This window comes from Actibacterium sp., assembly GCF_055134745.1.
The window spans coordinates 33,339-49,219 of the sequence record NZ_JBSRVX010000015.1 but is presented as its reverse complement, the minus strand read 5'-3'; the positions used below and the strand labels follow the sequence as shown (position 1 = coordinate 49,219).

The 15,881-nt window shown below is 57.6% G+C and carries 16 protein-coding genes; 9 read left to right on the top strand and 7 right to left on the bottom strand.

The genetic code is table 11. The annotated features are described in order from the left end of the window. The first annotated feature begins 63 nt into the window (after positions 1-63). Positions 64-1,977: a glycosyltransferase family protein gene (locus ACTCHC_RS03355; protein WP_463021038.1), complete on the top strand. Its 1,914-nt coding sequence runs from the start codon at positions 64-66 to the stop codon at positions 1,975-1,977. Continuing rightward, positions 1,977-3,014, top strand: coding sequence for a hypothetical protein (locus tag ACTCHC_RS03350; protein ID WP_463021037.1), 1,038 nt, complete (start codon positions 1,977-1,979; stop codon positions 3,012-3,014). Before ACTCHC_RS03355 ends, ACTCHC_RS03350 begins: the two co-directional genes overlap by 1 nt. Positions 3,015-3,062: 48 nt before the next feature. On the opposite strand, the gene ACTCHC_RS03345 is transcribed toward ACTCHC_RS03350, so the two are convergent. The 6 genes from ACTCHC_RS03345 to ACTCHC_RS03320 are packed head-to-tail and all read right to left on the bottom strand — an operon-like array spanning position 3,063 to position 7,644. Continuing rightward, positions 3,063-3,911 carry a class III extradiol dioxygenase family protein gene (locus ACTCHC_RS03345; protein WP_463021036.1) on the bottom strand — a complete coding sequence of 283 codons (849 nt, stop codon included), beginning with the start codon at positions 3,909-3,911 and terminating at the stop codon, positions 3,063-3,065. 1 nt (position 3,912) lies between these two features. Continuing rightward, positions 3,913-4,272 carry a protocatechuate 4,5-dioxygenase subunit alpha gene (locus tag ACTCHC_RS03340; RefSeq protein ID WP_463021035.1) on the bottom strand — a complete coding sequence of 120 codons (360 nt, stop codon included), beginning with the start codon at positions 4,270-4,272 and terminating at the stop codon, positions 3,913-3,915. A gap of 17 nt (positions 4,273-4,289) precedes the next feature. Beyond that, a complete protein-coding gene (locus ACTCHC_RS03335) occupies positions 4,290-5,159 on the bottom strand; it encodes an amidohydrolase family protein (RefSeq protein WP_463021034.1) in 870 nt (289 codons plus the stop codon). A gap of 10 nt (positions 5,160-5,169) precedes the next feature. Then, positions 5,170-6,225, bottom strand: a complete 1,056-nt coding sequence (locus ACTCHC_RS03330) for a 4-oxalomesaconate tautomerase (protein WP_463021033.1) — start codon at positions 6,223-6,225, stop codon at positions 5,170-5,172. Further along, positions 6,218-6,910, bottom strand: coding sequence for a 4-carboxy-4-hydroxy-2-oxoadipate aldolase/oxaloacetate decarboxylase (locus ACTCHC_RS03325; protein WP_463021032.1), 693 nt, complete (start codon positions 6,908-6,910; stop codon positions 6,218-6,220). The genes ACTCHC_RS03330 and ACTCHC_RS03325 overlap by 8 nt, the downstream gene beginning before the upstream one ends. Further along, positions 6,907-7,644 carry a PIG-L deacetylase family protein gene (locus tag ACTCHC_RS03320; protein ID WP_463021031.1) on the bottom strand — a complete coding sequence of 246 codons (738 nt, stop codon included), beginning with the start codon at positions 7,642-7,644 and terminating at the stop codon, positions 6,907-6,909. The genes ACTCHC_RS03325 and ACTCHC_RS03320 overlap by 4 nt, the downstream gene beginning before the upstream one ends. A 130-nt stretch (positions 7,645-7,774) precedes the next feature. On the opposite strand from ACTCHC_RS03320, the gene ACTCHC_RS03315 reads away from it, so the two are divergent. The 5 genes from ACTCHC_RS03315 to ACTCHC_RS03295 all read left to right on the top strand — a co-directional run bounded on the left by ACTCHC_RS03315 (position 7,775) and on the right by ACTCHC_RS03295 (position 12,246). Beyond that, positions 7,775-9,010: a LysR family transcriptional regulator gene (locus ACTCHC_RS03315; RefSeq protein ID WP_463021030.1), complete on the top strand. Its 1,236-nt coding sequence runs from the start codon at positions 7,775-7,777 to the stop codon at positions 9,008-9,010. A gap of 96 nt (positions 9,011-9,106) precedes the next feature. Beyond that, on the top strand, positions 9,107-10,036 hold the full coding sequence (locus ACTCHC_RS03310) for a DUF1932 domain-containing protein (protein WP_463021029.1): 930 nt from the start codon (positions 9,107-9,109) through the stop codon (positions 10,034-10,036). Between the two features lie 13 nt (positions 10,037-10,049). Further along, the gene (gene ligA, locus ACTCHC_RS03305; protein WP_463021028.1) at positions 10,050-10,448 is read left to right on the top strand and encodes a protocatechuate 4,5-dioxygenase subunit alpha; all 399 of its coding nucleotides are present in this window, start codon (positions 10,050-10,052) and stop codon (positions 10,446-10,448) included. Beyond that, positions 10,448-11,293, top strand: a complete 846-nt coding sequence (locus ACTCHC_RS03300) for a class III extradiol dioxygenase subunit beta (RefSeq protein WP_463021027.1) — start codon at positions 10,448-10,450, stop codon at positions 11,291-11,293. The genes ligA and ACTCHC_RS03300 overlap by 1 nt, the downstream gene beginning before the upstream one ends. An 8-nt stretch (positions 11,294-11,301) precedes the next feature. Further along, a complete protein-coding gene (locus ACTCHC_RS03295; protein WP_463021026.1) occupies positions 11,302-12,246 on the top strand; it encodes a Gfo/Idh/MocA family oxidoreductase in 945 nt (314 codons plus the stop codon). Between the two features lie 87 nt (positions 12,247-12,333). On the opposite strand, the gene ACTCHC_RS03290 is transcribed toward ACTCHC_RS03295, so the two are convergent. Beyond that, complete coding sequence (locus ACTCHC_RS03290; protein WP_463021025.1) at positions 12,334-13,302, bottom strand: NAD(P)H-dependent flavin oxidoreductase; 969 nt, start codon at positions 13,300-13,302, stop codon at positions 12,334-12,336. A gap of 271 nt (positions 13,303-13,573) precedes the next feature. Between ACTCHC_RS03290 and ACTCHC_RS03285 the strand changes: the two genes are divergently transcribed. Both ACTCHC_RS03285 and ACTCHC_RS03280 read left to right on the top strand, forming a co-directional pair. After that, on the top strand, positions 13,574-14,614 hold the full coding sequence (locus tag ACTCHC_RS03285; protein WP_463021024.1) for a DUF7064 domain-containing protein: 1,041 nt from the start codon (positions 13,574-13,576) through the stop codon (positions 14,612-14,614). Positions 14,615-14,663: 49 nt separating this feature from the next. Beyond that, positions 14,664-15,872, top strand: a complete 1,209-nt coding sequence (locus ACTCHC_RS03280; protein ID WP_463021023.1) for a CaiB/BaiF CoA transferase family protein — start codon at positions 14,664-14,666, stop codon at positions 15,870-15,872. Positions 15,873-15,881: the final 9 nt, after the last annotated feature.

Below are 15,881 nucleotides of genomic sequence, written 5' to 3'. Positions count from 1 at the left end.
TCTTATGCTTGGAAGATCGTTTTTGAAGAACAAAGCGCGTAATTAAGGGCTGTCGCACAGGCAATGATTTTAAGATATTTTCAAAGTAAGACAACGCGTCGCAACGCCCAGCTTATCGGCGAACATTTTGATAGGGACTATTACCTCAAGGCGAATCCGGATGTCGCGGAAGCGACCATTGATCCCGTCAAGCATTACATGATGTATGGCTGGCGCGAGGGGCGAAACCCGCGGCCGGATTTTTCAACATCTGACTATCTGGCGGCCAATCCGACATTGCTGGAACGCGGAATCAACCCGTTCCTGCACTATCTGACGATTTCCGCCGCCACGGCGAACACGGTCCAGGCTGGCGAAGCCCATGACGACCCCGTGCAAGACACGCCTGACGAGGCCGAGAGCAGAGTTGCCGCAGCCATCCACGATCACTTTGATGCGGGCTTCTATGCGGCCAGCTATCCAAGCGCTGCCGCCAGCGGCCTTGATCCGGTGACCCATTACCTGCGGATCGGCTGGAAACAGGGGCTTGATCCCACACCTGACTTTTCGACAAGCTATTATCTGCAGGCCCATCCGGATATTGTCGCGGCCGGCGTCAATCCGTTTTGGCATTATGTGGTTTCCGGCCAGTTCGAAGGCCGCCTGACGGCCCAGCCTGGCGGATACAAGGCGCTGGCGCTAAAAAAACTGCAGCCGCTGGAAAAAGAGGTGCAAAGCTGGATCGAACACTCTGCCCCGCCCCCCGAAGCGGTTACGCTCGATCAGGTTCAGGCGGCGGTGCATGCCGCGATTGCGACCAGTAAAAAGCTGGTCGTCAGCTTTGGCCATGACAACTTTGTCAAGATAAGCGGCGGTGTGCAGTTGTGCATCCAGCGCGAAGCCGAGGCCGCGCAGCAATGCGGCTTTACCTATCTCAACATCCGCCCGGCCCAGCCACTGCCCCGTCTGGCCAAGGCATCGGATGCCGACGAACATCTGGTCTGCCCGATCCTGGACGGGACAGAGCTGGGAACGATGCCCTTTTCCGATCTGATCACTTTGGCGGGGGCATTCGAATCCTGGGGGCTTCAGACCGATTTCGTGGTGCACAGCCTGTTGGGGCACCGCCCCGAAATGATCGCCGACATGATTTCGGCGGCGGGCGAAAACCGATGCTGGTTCTGGCTGCATGATTTCTTTTCAATATGCCCCAGTTATGTTTTGCAGCGTAACGATGTCGCGTTCTGCGGGGCACCGGCAACGAATTCGATGGCATGCTCGATTTGCCGGTATGGCGAAGAACGGCGTGAACATCGCGAACGGATCAAGGCCTTTTTCAGTCGCCTGTCGGTAAATGTCCTGGCCCCATCCGCCCCGGCCCGAGATTTTTGGCTGGAGCGTGCCGACTTGCCCTGTGCCAGCATCGCAACGCGGCCACATGTTGATCTGACCATCAGGAAAAAGCGCAAGGCGGAAACCCGGATTCGAAGCGATGTCGTGCGCATCGCCTATATGGGTACGCCAATGGCCCATAAGGGATGGCAGGTTTTTCAGAATCTATGCCGTCGGTATGGCAATTCCGGCCGGCTGCAATTCTATTACTTCGGCAATCACGATGTGGACACGACCGCCCGCAAGATCAATGTTCACGTCACCAAAGAAACCCCTCTGGCAATGGTTCAGGCGTTGGCCGAACATGACATAGACATCGTTCTGCACTGGGCATCATGGCCAGAGACGTTTTCCTTCACGACATACGAGGCCGTTTCAGGCGGAACCTTTGTGATAACAAACCGGCAGTCTGGGAATGTCGCGGCCACCGTATCCAAGCTGAAACGCGGCGCAGTGCTGGAAAGCGAGAATGATTTGGAAGAGCTGATGAAGGGCGATGGGATCATGATGCTTGCGGCGTCGCGGCGTTCTGAATGCGACCGGTCAACCGTCACCTATTCACTGGGCAGCATGACAGTGCCTTCGCTGGAACGGGAGAACGCCTGATGGCCATTCACGCATTCACCAGCTTTTCCTACAGCTATCTGAACCGCGCGCGCGTCTGGGCGCAGTCCCTGCGGGCCCAGCATCCTGACTGGGTGATCTGGGCGGTGATGACCGACAAGGAGCCGGAAGGTTTTCGCTTTGATCTGGCAAGCGAAGACTTTGATCGCCTCATCACGGCGGAAGATCTGTTTGGCGAGGTGACTGACCCATGGCTGTTCGGCATGGATATCGTCGAGGCCTGCACAGCCGTCAAAGGCCGCGCATTGGTCGAGATCATGAAAGAGCCCGACGCCGAACAGGTTTTCTATTTCGACCCGGATATCGCCGTCTTCGCACCGATGACGCCTGTCGTGGAACTGCTGAACGACTATTCGATCGTGCTGACCCCGCATCAGCTTGACCCGGATGACCGTAAAGTCGCGATCATGGATAATGAAATCACCTCACTGCATTATGGCGTGTTCAATCTGGGCTTTGTGGCGGTGAAGAATGACGATGAAGCAAAGCGCTTCGCGGCCTGGTGGGAACAGCGCCTGTTCGACTGGTGCCATGACCGGCTGGATATCGGGCTGTTCGTCGATCAGAAATGGTGCAACCTTGTTCCATGCTTTTTCGACAATGTGAAAATTCTGCGCGATCCCGGCTATAACGTCGCCAGTTGGAACCTGAGCCGGCGCAAGATGTCGATCACGCCCGAAGGCGAACTGCTGATCAACGGCCATTTGCTGCGTTTCTTTCACTTCACCAAACTCGGCCCGATCGGCGACGTGATGACCCAGCGCTATGCCGGGGACAATACCGAGATTTACGAGCTGTGGACATGGTATCGGGCACAGATCGACCGCAAGACCGATGACAATATTCCCAAAGGCTGGTGGTATTACGGAACCTATGACAATGGCGAAAAAATCGCCAAGGCGACACGGGTCATGTATCGCACCCGAAAAGACCTGCAAAAAGCATTCACCCAGCCGCGTTTGACCGGGCCCGGTTCGTTTTTCGAATGGATGAATGCCAATGCCCGCGCGGCAGGATGAGGATGGGCGCCCAGAACGACGTTCAGGGCGCGCTCCTTTCATCTGGAGTCACGCCGCACATTCCAGCAACATCGTGCCCGCACCAGTGTTCGAGATCGGGATGTGATAATTCTGGCTGCGCAGCGTAACCTTGTCGCCCAGCGCGCCGCGCATCATCATCCACATCAGAAATTCGGTGCCCTGCGCGCCAGCCTGGCGCACCAGTTCGTGGCGGGTGATGCTGGTCAGGCTTTCGGGATCATCTACGATCTTTTCCATGCACATCTTGTCGAAGTCGCGATTGATAAAGCCCGCCCGCTGTCCGTCCAACTGATGTGACAGGCCCCCCGTGCCCAACACGACGACCTTTACATCCTGTGGATAGCTCAAGATCGCCTTGCGCAACGACTTGCCGAAATTCAGCGCGCGGCGCAGCGTGGGGATCGGATGTTGAACGGTGTTCGCACTGATCGGAATGGCGCGCGGCATCGCCGGATTGTCAATCAGGCCCGGCCAGAACAATTGCATCGGTACTGTGAAGCCGTGATCGACCGCCAGTTCCTGGCACGATGTGATGTCGAACTCGTCTGCGACCATTTGCTCGATGATATGCCACGACATGCGCGGATCACCGGGAAAGGGCGGTAATGGCTTCAGGCCCCAGCCTTCGTCTTCGTTGCGGTATTCATGCGCTGCGCCAATCGCAAAGGTGGGCATCTTGTCCAGAAAAAACCCAAGGCCGTGGTCATTATATATATTGACCACGACATCCGGCTTTACCCTTTCCAGCCATTCATGCACCGGCGGATAACCGTCGAAGAACGGCTTCCAATACGGGTCGTCGAACATATCATTCGCGATGGCATTTCCGACGGCGGGGATATGCGATGTGGTGATACCGCCAAGAATTCGTGCCATGTCAGCGCCCCGCATCCAGAAGTTTCTGTTTGAATTCGTCGGTGGTCATGCCTGTCTGCTGGGCACCGACATCCTGAACCGACAACTGGTAAATTCCGGCGAATTTCGCCAGGTAATAAATGTTGCCGCCCGCTTCGATCATGGCCAGAACGTTCTTGTCGCGGCAGGCCTGTTTTTGCTGTTCGTTCAGGCCGTATTTTTCAAAATAGCCCTCGGGGTCTTTCAGATACGCTTGTCGGTTTTCGGCCCTGTTGAAAGAATAGCACATCTTGTTCAGGGCATAGCCCTTCATGGCCTGTTCGCCATCGAACAATGTGGTGCCCGGAATATCGGCATGATGGTCAAATTCGGATATGTCCATCCCGTCCTCCTGTCGGTTCACGCCCAATACAGGCGCATGGGGTTATCCACGAGCAGCTTTTGTTGCTGTTCGGGCGTTCGCGCGATCCTTGGAATATAATCGACCAGCGCCCCGTCATCGGGCATATGGGTCGTCATGTTGGGGTGCGGCCAGTCGGTTCCCCACAAGACACGGTCTGGAAAACGATCAACCACCGCAGCACAGAACGGCACAACATCATCATAGGGCGGCCCCTGCAGCGACAGGCGTTCGGGGCAGGTTACCTTTGACCAGATGTTTTCGTTTTCCGCCATGATCCGCAGGAAACGCTGGAAATCCGGATGGTTTACCCCTTTGGCCACATCGGGACGGCCCATGTGATCGACCACGATCGTCGTGGGCAGCTGTTTCAAAAACGGTTCCAGTTCGGCCAGATCCTGGGCTTCGAAATAGACCACGATATGCCAACCCAGATCCTTGATCTTGTCGGCGATGCCCAGGAACACCTCTTTGGGGGTGGCATCTACCAGCCGTTTGACAAAATTGAACCGCACGCCGCGCACGCCCGCAAGATGCATGTCTTCCAGTTCGGCGCGGGTGATATCGGGGCCGACGCTGGCGATGCCGCGCGCCATATCCCCGGCCGCACGGCAGGCATCGACCATGGCGCGGTTATCCTTGCCGTGGCAGGTGGCCTGAACGATCACATTGCGTTCAAACCCCAGAAAATCGCGCAGTTCAAACAGCTTGTCCTTGCCTGCATCGCAGGGCGTGTATTTGCGTTCGGGCGCAAAGGGAAACTGTGCCGCCGGGCCGAACACATGGCAATGCGCATCAACCGCCCCCTTGGGCAGCTTGAAATCCGGTTTTTTCGGATCAGGGTGAAAGACAAGCCAGTCAGCGTCCATCGTTCTTTCCTTATGCGAAAACGGTTCCGTCCATCAGTTTGCGGGCGGTGCGCAGGATCGCGGCTGCCTGGACGGATCCGGTATCATCCAGTGTCGCCACGACCGTCATCTCGCCTGTCGGGTGTTCGATCGACAGGCTGCGTTCGCGACCCTGGCCTGTTGCCGCCAGATCATGGGCCGAACTGCCCTTCAGCAAACAGGCCGTGGCGACGCTGACAGCGCCGAGCACCCCGATCGTCTTGTGACAGCGATGCGGGATGAAGGTGCGGGTCGAAATGGTGCCACCCTGGCGCGCGGCGCTTACCATCGTCATTTTCGGCACCGATTTCTTTTCGACATCGCCCAGGTTCATCAGCGGCCCGCATAGCAGGCGGATGCGCTCCAAGCGGGCGCGCAGGGCTGTGTTTGTCTCCAGCGCCTCGGGGGTTTCGTCGCCAGTGATCCCCATATCGGTGGCACGCATCACCACGCAGGGCATACCATTGTCGATCATGGTAACGGCGATACCGTCAATCACATCGACCGCATTGCCGGTGGGCAACAGCGCGCCACTGGACGATCCGGCCGTATCCTTGAATTCGATCGGCACGGGGGCGGCTGTGCCCGGAACGCCATCAATCCTGGCGGTTCCGTCATAGCGCACCTTGCCGCCAGGGGTTTCCACCCGGGCCACACCAACCTGACCTGTGTTTTCCATGAAGATCGACACGGGTGTCACGTCGCCCATTGGGGTGACAAGGCCACGTTCAATGGCAAACGGGCCGATGCCGGCAAGGATATTGCCGCAGTTCTGGGCGTCAGTGACAATGGCCTGATCGACAAAGACCTGCAGAAACAGGTAATCGACATCAACGCCGTCGCGGGCCGATTTGCGCACGACAGCCACTTTCGATGTCAGCGGATCCGCGCCACCCATCCCGTCAATCTGGCGTGGGTCGGGTGAGCCCATCACCCGCAACAAGATCGCGTCACGGGCCGCCCTATCGGCAGGCAGGTCGTCGGCCAGGAAATACCCGCCCTTCGAGGTGCCACCGCGCATCCACATGGCCCGCACGCCATCAGACATATTTCAGCCCCTTTTCGGCAAGACGGGCGCGCATGTCATAAATGTCCAGTCCCAGCTCGCCTTTCGCCAGACGGTCGCGCTTGGCTATCTCGTTGGCCTCGCGTTTTTGCGCCTTGATCAGAACGTCTTCGGCCTCGTGGCGGCGCACGACGCAGACACCATCATCATCGGCGACGATGATATCGCCGGGATTGACCAGCGCCCCCGCGCACACGACCGGGACATTGACGCTGCCCAGGGTTTCCTTGACCGTGCCCTGCGCAAAGATCGCCCGAGACCAGACCGGAAAGTTCATTTCCTTGAGATCACGCACATCGCGCACCCCCGCATCTATGATCAGGCCCCTGACCCCGCGCGCCTGGGCCGAAGTGGCCAGAAGATCGCCGAAATAGCCATCCTCGCAGGGGCTGGTGGGTGCCAGCACCATGATATCGCCAGCCTGGCATTGTTCGATGCAGACATGCACCATCCAGTTGTCGCCCGGCGGCGCGCTGATGGTCACGGCAGAGGCCGCCAGGCGGACACCGGAATAGATCGGGCGCATATGGCTGGCCAGCAAGCCCTTGCGGCCCTGGGCCTCGTGCACGGTGGCCACGCCGCATGCCCCCAATGCATCAACCACCTTGGCATCGGCGCGTTCGATGTTCTGAACGACGATGCCGGCCTGTCCGATCAGCGTGCTCATACCAGCTCATCCACGGTTTGCGGAAAGATCGCCTGAAAGCCTTCGGCGTATTTCGCATTGCGCCCGCCTGACTGCCCGCCAGAGTTGCGGCGGAAATGATTACCGCGGTTTTCGGCGACGTTTTCATAGAAGTGCCACAGATGCTCCTGGCCCTGCATGCACTGGATCGCGGCCCATTTCTTGTCCCAGACATCGGTGATGTCCAGAAACACATTGGGTTTCCATTCCATCTGTTCGGTCTGGTGCGGCTCGAACAGATACAGTTGCGGCGCGCCCAGAACCTTTTGTCCGGGGTTATGCCCCCAGGCCTGCGCGATCATCCGGCATTCCAGCGCGAATTGCGTCGTGTTCATGTGATCGGTGTTATAGGGGTCCCATTTGGAATGGCTCATCATCCATTTGGGCTGAACTTCGCGGATCACATCCACCATGCGATCCTTGGTTTCGCGGCCCAGATCCAGCGGATAATCCCCCACATCGAAAAAACGAATGTCGTTCACGCCCAGCGCGGCGGCGGCGTTTTCGGCCTCGGTGCGGCGCTCGGCCTTGACCTTTTCAAGGGTCATGCCCGCCTGTTTCCACAGCTTGGCGCTTTCGCCACGTTCGCCGTAAGACAGGCACACAACGGTGACTTCATAACCCAGCTTTTGATGCAGGGCGATTGCGCCACCCGCACGCCAGACGAAATCGGCTGAATGTGCACTGATGACCAGAGCGGTTTTTTTGTCGGACATGATGGTTTCCACTTCCCTCGGATTCCAGATGGCTTGGCTGGCGCGAACATGCCCGCCCGAAAGGTGCTTGCCCATTTCAAACCGATATCAGAGTATAATATTTCGCTATAGCACGTCATACGAGGGGCTAATGAACGCTGGAATTCCCAACATCCGGCACCTGCGCGTATTCCGCGAGGTCGCGCATCGCCACTCCATATCGCTGGCGGCAGAGGCATCGCATCTGTCACAACCCGCCGTGACACAGGCAATAGCCAAATTGGAATCCCAATTGGGCACAGAGCTGTTCCACAGACGGCGCACGGGTTTCGTTACGACAGAGATCGGGACAACCTTTCTTATGCGGATCGAAAGAGCGCTTGCGTTGCTCAATACTGGTGCCCGCAATGCTGTCAGGATTGGCGACCGTTCCGCGCGCAGCGGTTTCAAGGGGTTTGACCGGCTGGTTACATCGGCACAGTTGCGCGCGCTGGTCGCGGTGTCTGATACGCAAAGTTTCAGCCTGGCCGCGCGCCATATCGGTATATCCCAACCGTCCCTGCACCGCTCGGCGCGCACACTGGAAAGCCTGTCGGGCGTTGCGCTTTTTTCCCGTACCAGCACACGGGTAGAATTGACGCCTGCCGCCGAGGCGCTGGTCATGAATGTCAAACTTGCGTTTTCTGAAATTCGCCAGGCCCTGGACGAGGTGAAGGAATTTCAGGGCCACGACGACAGCCGCGTCGTCATTGGCAGCCTGCCGCTGGCGCGCACCTTTATTTTGCCAAGGGCAGTGCATGACATGATTCAAACTACGAAGGCTGTTCAGATCAGGGTTGTCGACGGCCCGTATGAAGAACTGTCAAAGGGACTGAAGCATGGCGAAATCGATATGATCATCGGCGCGCTGCGCAGCATTGAACAATCGGAAAACATCGTTCAGGAAACACTGCTGCACGATCCGCTGGCGATTGTTGCAGGCACCGGGCATCCCCTGGCGGGGCGCGATCACGTGACATTGGCGGAAACGCTGCGCTATCCATGGATCGCCCCGCCCCTGTCGACACCTGCCGGGCAATATCTGTACGATACACTGCGCATCCAAGACCTGCCACAAACCCCGGTTCGCACCGTTTCGTCGTCTCTGATCTTTCTGAGGGGGATGCTGGCCCAGGGCAACTACCTGACGATCATCTCACGTCACCAGATACGCGAGGAAGAGCGCCAGGGATTGCTTGTGCCGCTGGCAGTGGATCTTCCCAACAGCGAACGCGCGATCGGCCTGACATTCCGGCGCGGCTGGCGCCCGACAAGCATCCAGTCGCGGTTCATCGAGCTGTTGCGCGAAAGCAGTCGAAATGTTGAGTGCGACAGCGCAGCCTTGTGATGTCCTATTGCAAAAATCAATATTGGCCCCGTGGTTTTTATTGGGCCGAACCGGGCTGCGCTGATATCTGCGGTTCGAAACTGCATGATTGAAAACATGTCCGGAACCTCGCAATCAAATTTCGGCAATGCCCCGCTTATCGCCTTTATCGGCTTTGGCGAGGCTGCCGGTGCCTTTGTCATTGGATGGCGGCAGGAAGGTCTTGCCCCCAAGGTGCGCGCCTATGACATCAAGACAGACAGTGATGCAACCCGTGCGGCGAAACTGGCCGAGTATGCCGCAGCGGGGGTTGAGGGCTGCGACAGCCTGAAACAGGTATTGGCCGGGGCGACATTGATCTTTTCGACAGTCACGGCCGATCAGGCCCATGCCGCGGCGCAGTCCGCAGCGCGGTACCAGTTGGCCGACGCGCTGTATCTGGACTGCAACTCCTGCGCGCCAGGCACCAAGCGGCACGCGGCCGTTCTGATACAGGCGGCGGGCGGGCGATATGTAGATACGGCTGTGATGGCACCCGTGCACCCCAGGCTGCACAGAACGCCGTTCATTCTAGCCGGGCCAGATGCAGGTGCCGCGCTGGAACACCTGAATTCAATGGGCATGTCCTGCACGACGGCGCAGGGCGATATTGGCGCCGCCTCGGCAATCAAGATGACGCGCTCCATCATGATCAAGGGGCTGGAAGCACTGGTTGTGGAATGCGTTCTTGCCGGGCGAAAGGCCGGTGTTGACGATATTGTTCTGGAGTCTCTCGACGTCAGCTTTCCCGGGTTTGGATGGCGCGACAGATCGGCCTATATGTTAGAACGGGTCATGACACATGGCGTTCGGCGCGCAGCCGAGATGCGCGAGGTCGCCCTGACCGTGGAAGAGTTGAACCTTGAAGGCCTTATGAGCACCGCAACCGCCGCGCATCAGGAAAAGATCGGCAACCTGAAACTGAATGCTGCCCGGATCGGCGAAGGCGATTATGCCAAACTTGCAGATGCGATCCTTGCGGCGCTGGAACAGCAAGGCCGGAATTGAAAGGAACCGAACCGTGACCGTAAAAAAGGAATATGACGATATTCCAGGCACATACGTCTTTGATGCGGACCGTTCGCGCGAAGGCTATCACCTGAATATGTTCTGCATATCGTTGCGTCTTGCTGAAAACCGGGCGGCGTTTCAGGCTGATGAGAGGGCCTATCTTGATCGCTATCCCATGACCGACGCCCAGCGTCAAAGCGTGCTGGACCGCGACTGGAACGAGATGCTGCGGTTAGGTGGCAATATCTATTACACATCGAAACTGGCCGCCAATGATGGCATCACGTTTCAGGAACTGGCCGCCAGAATGACCGGCGTCACGTCGGAAGAATACCGCGCGATGATGTTGTCGGGCGGGCGGTCAATCGACGGCAATCGCTATACATCTGAATGGGAAGGTAAGGACTGATGGCACGTATTACAGCCGGGGTCGGTTGCAGCCATGTGCCCGCGATCGGGGTCGCGATGGACACAGGCATTACCGAACAGCCCTATTGGAAACCCGTGTTTGAAGGGTTTGAAAAATCCCGCGAATGGATGGCCAAGCAGAAACCCGATGTGGTTTTTCTGGTCTATAATGATCACTGCACAGCCTTTTCGGCGGAAATGATCCCGACATTCGCCTTGGGATGCGCTGCCGAATTCAAACCCGCCGACGAGGGCTGGGGCCCCCGCCCGGTGCCTGTGGTCAAGGGGCATCAAAAGCTGGCCAGCCATATCGCGCAATCGGTGATCCTGGATGAATTCGACCTGACGATCATGAACGCGATGGAGGTGGATCATGGCCTGACCGTTCCGCTGTCACTGATGTTCGGGCAAGTTGACGAATGGCCCTGCCTTGTGATCCCGCTTTGTGTGAACGTAGTTCAGTATCCACCCCCGACAGGAAACCGCTGCTTCAACCTGGGCAAGGCGATCCGTCGGGCGATCGACAGTTATGATGAGGACCTGAATGTCGTCATCTTCGGCACCGGCGGCATGTCGCATCAGTTGCAATACAAGCGCGCCGGCCTGATCAATGCCGAATGGGATCAGCGCTTTCTTGATATGCTGACCGAGGATCCTGTCGCCGCCAGCAAAATACCGCATGTCGAATATCTGCGTGAGGCCGGATCGGAAGGTGTGGAAATGGTCATGTGGCATGTCATGCGGGGTGCGCTGGACGATGATGTAACCGAGGTGCACCGTCATTATCATGTGCCGGCATCGAACACAGCCGTCGGTCATATCATTCTGGAAAACAAGACGAACTGAGGACAGTCATGAGAGTTTGCATAGCTGGTGCCTATGGTGCCTTCGGGATCAAGCATCTGGATGCCATCGCCGCGATTGATGGTGTGAGCGTGACCAGCGTGATGGGGCCAACCCGCGCCAAGATCGACGCATTGGCCGCCGAGCGCGGAATCGGTCACGCCGCAACCGACATGGCCGATTGCCTGGCCCGCGACGATGTCGATGCTGTCATCCTGGCCACACCGACGCAACTGCACGCCGAGCAGGCAATTGCCTGCATGCGGGCGGGCAAGCCGGTTCTTGTCGAAATTCCCATGGCCGACAATCTGGCTGACAGTCAGGAAATCGTCCGCGTTCAGGAAGATACCGGCATTCTGTGCATGGCGGGCCAGGTGCGCCGGTTCAACCCGTCGCATCAGTGGATTCACAACAAGATCGTGGCCGGAGAGCTGAAAATCCAGCAGATGGATGTTCAGACCTATTTCTTCCGTCGATCGAACATGAATGCCAAGGGCGAACCGCGCAGCTGGACCGATCACCTGTTGTGGCATCACGCCTGCCATACCGTCGATCTGTTTCAATATCAGACCGGCGAAACCGTTTCGGAATGTTTTGGCCTTGAAGGGCCGCATCATCCCGAACTGGGGATCGCTATGGATATGTCGATCGGCATGAAAACGCCGTCAGGGGCCATTTGCACCTTGTCGCTGTCGTTCAACAATGACGGCCCTTTGGGGACGTTCTTCCGCTATATCTGCGATAACGGCACCTATATCGCCCGATATGACGACCTTTATGACGGCAAGGAAAACCCGATTGATCTGAGCGATGTCGCCGTTTCGAACAATGGCATAGAGTTGATTGATCGCGAATTTTTCGCTGCGATCCGCGAAGGGCGTCGTCCCAATGGCGATGTTCGCGATGTGCTGCCTGCCATGGAAACACTGGACCGGATCGAGCGTTCATTCAAATAGGCATAGGGGCTCGCAAACGCCGGGCTCGCTCCAGAACTCTGTTCAATTTCGGCGCGTGGCTGCGAAGAACCACGCGCCGCATATGTATCAGTTCGCAATCATGTGCAGACGATCCTTTATGATGCTGTTCGCATCCGACATGATCCGGTTGACCAGCTCGGCCACGGTCGGAATGTCGTGGATCAGCCCCATGACCATGCCGGCGCTCCAGACTCCGTAATTGATATCGCCCCGACGCTGCCCCTCGCGCCCACGCGTGCCGACGACAAGATCGCGAACATCGTCGAACGTGCAGCCGGCGGCCTCCATCTCGACCACCTTCTTGCTGATATCGTTTTTGACCACGCGCACTGTGTTCCGCATGGTGCGGAACATCAGTATCGTGTCACGCTCGTCCTGATCGACCATGGCCTGTTTGAAATTCTGGTGGGTATTGGATTCCTGCGTGGCGCAGAAACGGGTTCCCATGTTGATGCCATCGGCCCCCAAGGCCAGTGCGGCCACAAGGCCCCTGCCATCGCCGAACCCGCCAGAGGCAATCATCGGAATGCTGATCTTGTCCGCTGCGGCCGGGATCAGGATCAGGCCGGGAATGTCGTCTTCACCAGGGTGGCCAGCGCATTCGAACCCGTCGATGGATATAGCGTCGACACCCAGTTTTTGCGCCGAAACGGCATGGCGGACAGCGGTGCATTTATGAATGACCTTGACCCCATGCGCCTTGAAGTCGTCAATATGTTCGGCCGGGGCATAGCCGGCGGTTTCGACGATCTTGATACCGCTGTCGATGATCGCGCGGCGATATTCGGCATAGGGCGGAGGTGTGATCGTGGGCAGAATGGTCAGGTTTACCGCCAGTGGTTTGTCGGTCATTTTCTGGGCGCGGGCTATTTCTTTGGCCAGATCGGCGGGGGTTGGCTGGGTCAGCGCGGTAATGGTTCCCAGCCCGCCAGCGGCTGACACCGCGGCGGCCAGTTCGGCGACACCAACCCACTGCATGCCACCTTGCATGATCGGATGCTGTATTCCGAACAGCTCTGTAAATCGTGTTTTCATCGGTTTTCACTTCCACAATTAGCCGAGCATTCTGGCCGAGACGACCGGCCGAAACAAACGACGTTCTAATCACTGGACAGTAAAGACTGGAAGTCTTCAGTCAAGAGATACCGATGCCGCCCTGTCGAAACGACACCTCACTGATGTTGACTTATTTAGAACAGCGTCCCATACATATTCGATAAGCCAGCCTTAGCTATGTAAGGCTATTTATCAATTGTCGGCTGATTGATCCAGATATCGCCACATATTGCAAAAAGAAAAGTGAACGATGATCGTACCCCCTGACGCCAGGCTGAAACTCGACCCGCAGGACGAATACACGCATGTCCCCGAAGCGGCCTCTAACTATAACGAAAGCATGTATTTCAATGCCTTCGATCTGGCTGCAGGTGGCGGTGTGTGGATGCGTATCGGGAATCGGGCGAATGAAGGCCATGCCGAGGTATCCTGTTGCGTCTACCTGCCCGGCGGCGAAGTCGGGTTCATACACAGCCGCGCAGGCATATCCGACAACAAGGAGATGAATGCGGCCGGCATGCGCTTTGAGGTAATAGACCCCTTTCGGCGGCATATGGCGCGCTATGAAGGCGAACTTCTGGTGATGCAAAACCCGCTGGACATGGCCAACCCAAGCGTTGCCTTCAAGACCAACCCAAAGAAGCACGCCCTGATTGAACTGGAGTTCGAAGGCGTATCACCCATGTATGGCGGTGAAATCGTCAAGAAGGACGGCTCTCCCTATGATCTGGACCCAAAGACGGCAGTCTTCCGGGGGCACCTTGAGCAGCACGCGGTGGTGACGGGGCATATCACGGTAGACGGTCAAAAGATGACGCTGTCCAACGGCACCGGGTATCGCGATAAATCCTGGGGGCCACGGTTCTGGCACAGTTTCTTCTGGTATCGCTGGATACCCGTCACGTTCAACCGTGATTTCGGCTTTCTGTTGTCGGTCAACGGGCGCCCGGACAAGGCCCCGGTGATCAATGGCAATGTTATGCGCAATGGCGTTTTCGAACATATCGAGGCGGCAACAATCAAATCCGAATGGGACGCGGGGTATTACCATCGTGGCTTTGTAGCGAAAATCGAGACGGCAGAGCGATCATACGAGGTGACAGCAAGGGTGCGGTCGCTGATCCCCTTGCGGCACAAGGCGCAGGCGGGTCAGGATCCCGGCACGTTCACCCGTATTTCCGAAGCGCTGACCGAATATGAATGCGATGGAATGACAGCCTTGGGAATGTCAGAATTTTGCGATGTCGTCACCAACGGCATTCCCAAGTCGATCGAACAGGGGCACGACTGACCAAACTCTTTCAACATATCCTGACAGACAGAACGACCCGGGGACCAGAATGCGTATGTTTGAAGGACTGAAAGTCATAGATGCGGCTGGTTATATTGCGGCCCCGGCCGCAGCAACCATTCTTGCGGATTTCGGTGCTGATGTCATCAAACTGGAACCACCCGGCGAAGGAGATGGCTTTCGCAAGGTTTACAAGCTGCCCAATATGCCTGTGTCAGAACATAACTATATGTGGATGCAGGTTGCCCGCAGCCGGCGTGGAATTGCGCTCGATCTGCGGACACAGGCAGGCCAGGCAGTGTTGCATCGCCTGATCGAAGAGACCGACGTCTTCATCACGAACGCCCCTCCCCCGAGCCGAAAGCGCCTGGGAATCACCTATGATCAGTTGTCCGGTATCAACCCGCGTTTGATATATGGATCGTTGACTGGCTATGGCGAAACCGGCCCCGAGGCGGGCAGGCCCGGTTTTGATGCAACAACCTATTGGGCACGCAGCGGACTGACAGATATCGTGCGCACCTCTGCCGATGCCCCGCCCGCGAGTGCGGCCAATGGCATGGGCGACCAGCCCGCGGGCGCGATGCTGTTCGGCGGGATTGCGGCGGCGCTGTATCGGCGCGAACGCACCGGAAAAGGGGCGGAAGTCACGACATCCCTGATTGCCAACGGCGCCTGGGCCAATGCGATCATGATACAAGGGGCACTGGTCGGCGCCGAGGTTGAATACCGTCAACCCAGGACAGAGCCCAGAAACGCCCTGCAGAACTTCTATCTATGCGGCGACGGGCGGTGGTTCATTCTCAGCCTGATTGCCGAAGAAAAGCTGTGGCCTCTTTTCGCGGAACAGATCGGGCGCCCGGATCTGATCAGCGATCCAAGGTTTGCGCTGCTTCCTGATCGCCGGAAAAACGCGCGCGATCTGACGGTTGTTCTGGATCAGATTTTTCCGACCCGCAGCAGCGCGGAATGGCAAAAGCAATTTGACAGCATCGGGTTGACCGCCAGCGTAATCGCCAAGACAGGCGATGTCGCGCATGATCAGCAGATGCGCGCGGCAAAAGCCCTTCTGCCAGGAGAGGGCATTCCAGGAACGGGACTGACTGTCGACAGCCCTGTTCAGATATCAGGTGAAGAAAAGCGATTGCCACAGCGCCCGCCGGAGCTGGGCGAGCACAGCGAGGAAATCCTGCGGCAGGCGGGCTTTTCTGCCACCGAGATCGCGGAATTGCGCGCGGCCGGCGCTTTTGGCGCATAAGCAATGTCG

Coding starts and splice junctions, on each gene's coding strand:
- ACTCHC_RS03355 (WP_463021038.1), top strand. CDS start 64: ATGATTTTAAGATATTTTCAAAGTAAGACAACGCGTCGCAACGCCCAG.
- ACTCHC_RS03350 (WP_463021037.1), top strand. CDS start 1,977: ATGGCCATTCACGCATTCACCAGCTTTTCCTACAGCTATCTGAACCGC.
- ACTCHC_RS03345 (WP_463021036.1), bottom strand. CDS start 3,911: ATGGCACGAATTCTTGGCGGTATCACCACATCGCATATCCCCGCCGTC.
- ACTCHC_RS03340 (WP_463021035.1), bottom strand. CDS start 4,272: ATGGACATATCCGAATTTGACCATCATGCCGATATTCCGGGCACCACA.
- ACTCHC_RS03335 (WP_463021034.1), bottom strand. CDS start 5,159: ATGGACGCTGACTGGCTTGTCTTTCACCCTGATCCGAAAAAACCGGAT.
- ACTCHC_RS03330 (WP_463021033.1), bottom strand. CDS start 6,225: ATGTCTGATGGCGTGCGGGCCATGTGGATGCGCGGTGGCACCTCGAAG.
- ACTCHC_RS03325 (WP_463021032.1), bottom strand. CDS start 6,910: ATGAGCACGCTGATCGGACAGGCCGGCATCGTCGTTCAGAACATCGAA.
- ACTCHC_RS03320 (WP_463021031.1), bottom strand. CDS start 7,644: ATGTCCGACAAAAAAACCGCTCTGGTCATCAGTGCACATTCAGCCGAT.
- ACTCHC_RS03315 (WP_463021030.1), top strand. CDS start 7,775: ATGAACGCTGGAATTCCCAACATCCGGCACCTGCGCGTATTCCGCGAG.
- ACTCHC_RS03310 (WP_463021029.1), top strand. CDS start 9,107: ATGTCCGGAACCTCGCAATCAAATTTCGGCAATGCCCCGCTTATCGCC.
- ACTCHC_RS03300 (WP_463021027.1), top strand. CDS start 10,448: ATGGCACGTATTACAGCCGGGGTCGGTTGCAGCCATGTGCCCGCGATC.
- ACTCHC_RS03295 (WP_463021026.1), top strand. CDS start 11,302: ATGAGAGTTTGCATAGCTGGTGCCTATGGTGCCTTCGGGATCAAGCAT.
- ACTCHC_RS03290 (WP_463021025.1), bottom strand. CDS start 13,302: ATGAAAACACGATTTACAGAGCTGTTCGGAATACAGCATCCGATCATG.
- ACTCHC_RS03285 (WP_463021024.1), top strand. CDS start 13,574: ATGATCGTACCCCCTGACGCCAGGCTGAAACTCGACCCGCAGGACGAA.
- ACTCHC_RS03280 (WP_463021023.1), top strand. CDS start 14,664: ATGCGTATGTTTGAAGGACTGAAAGTCATAGATGCGGCTGGTTATATT.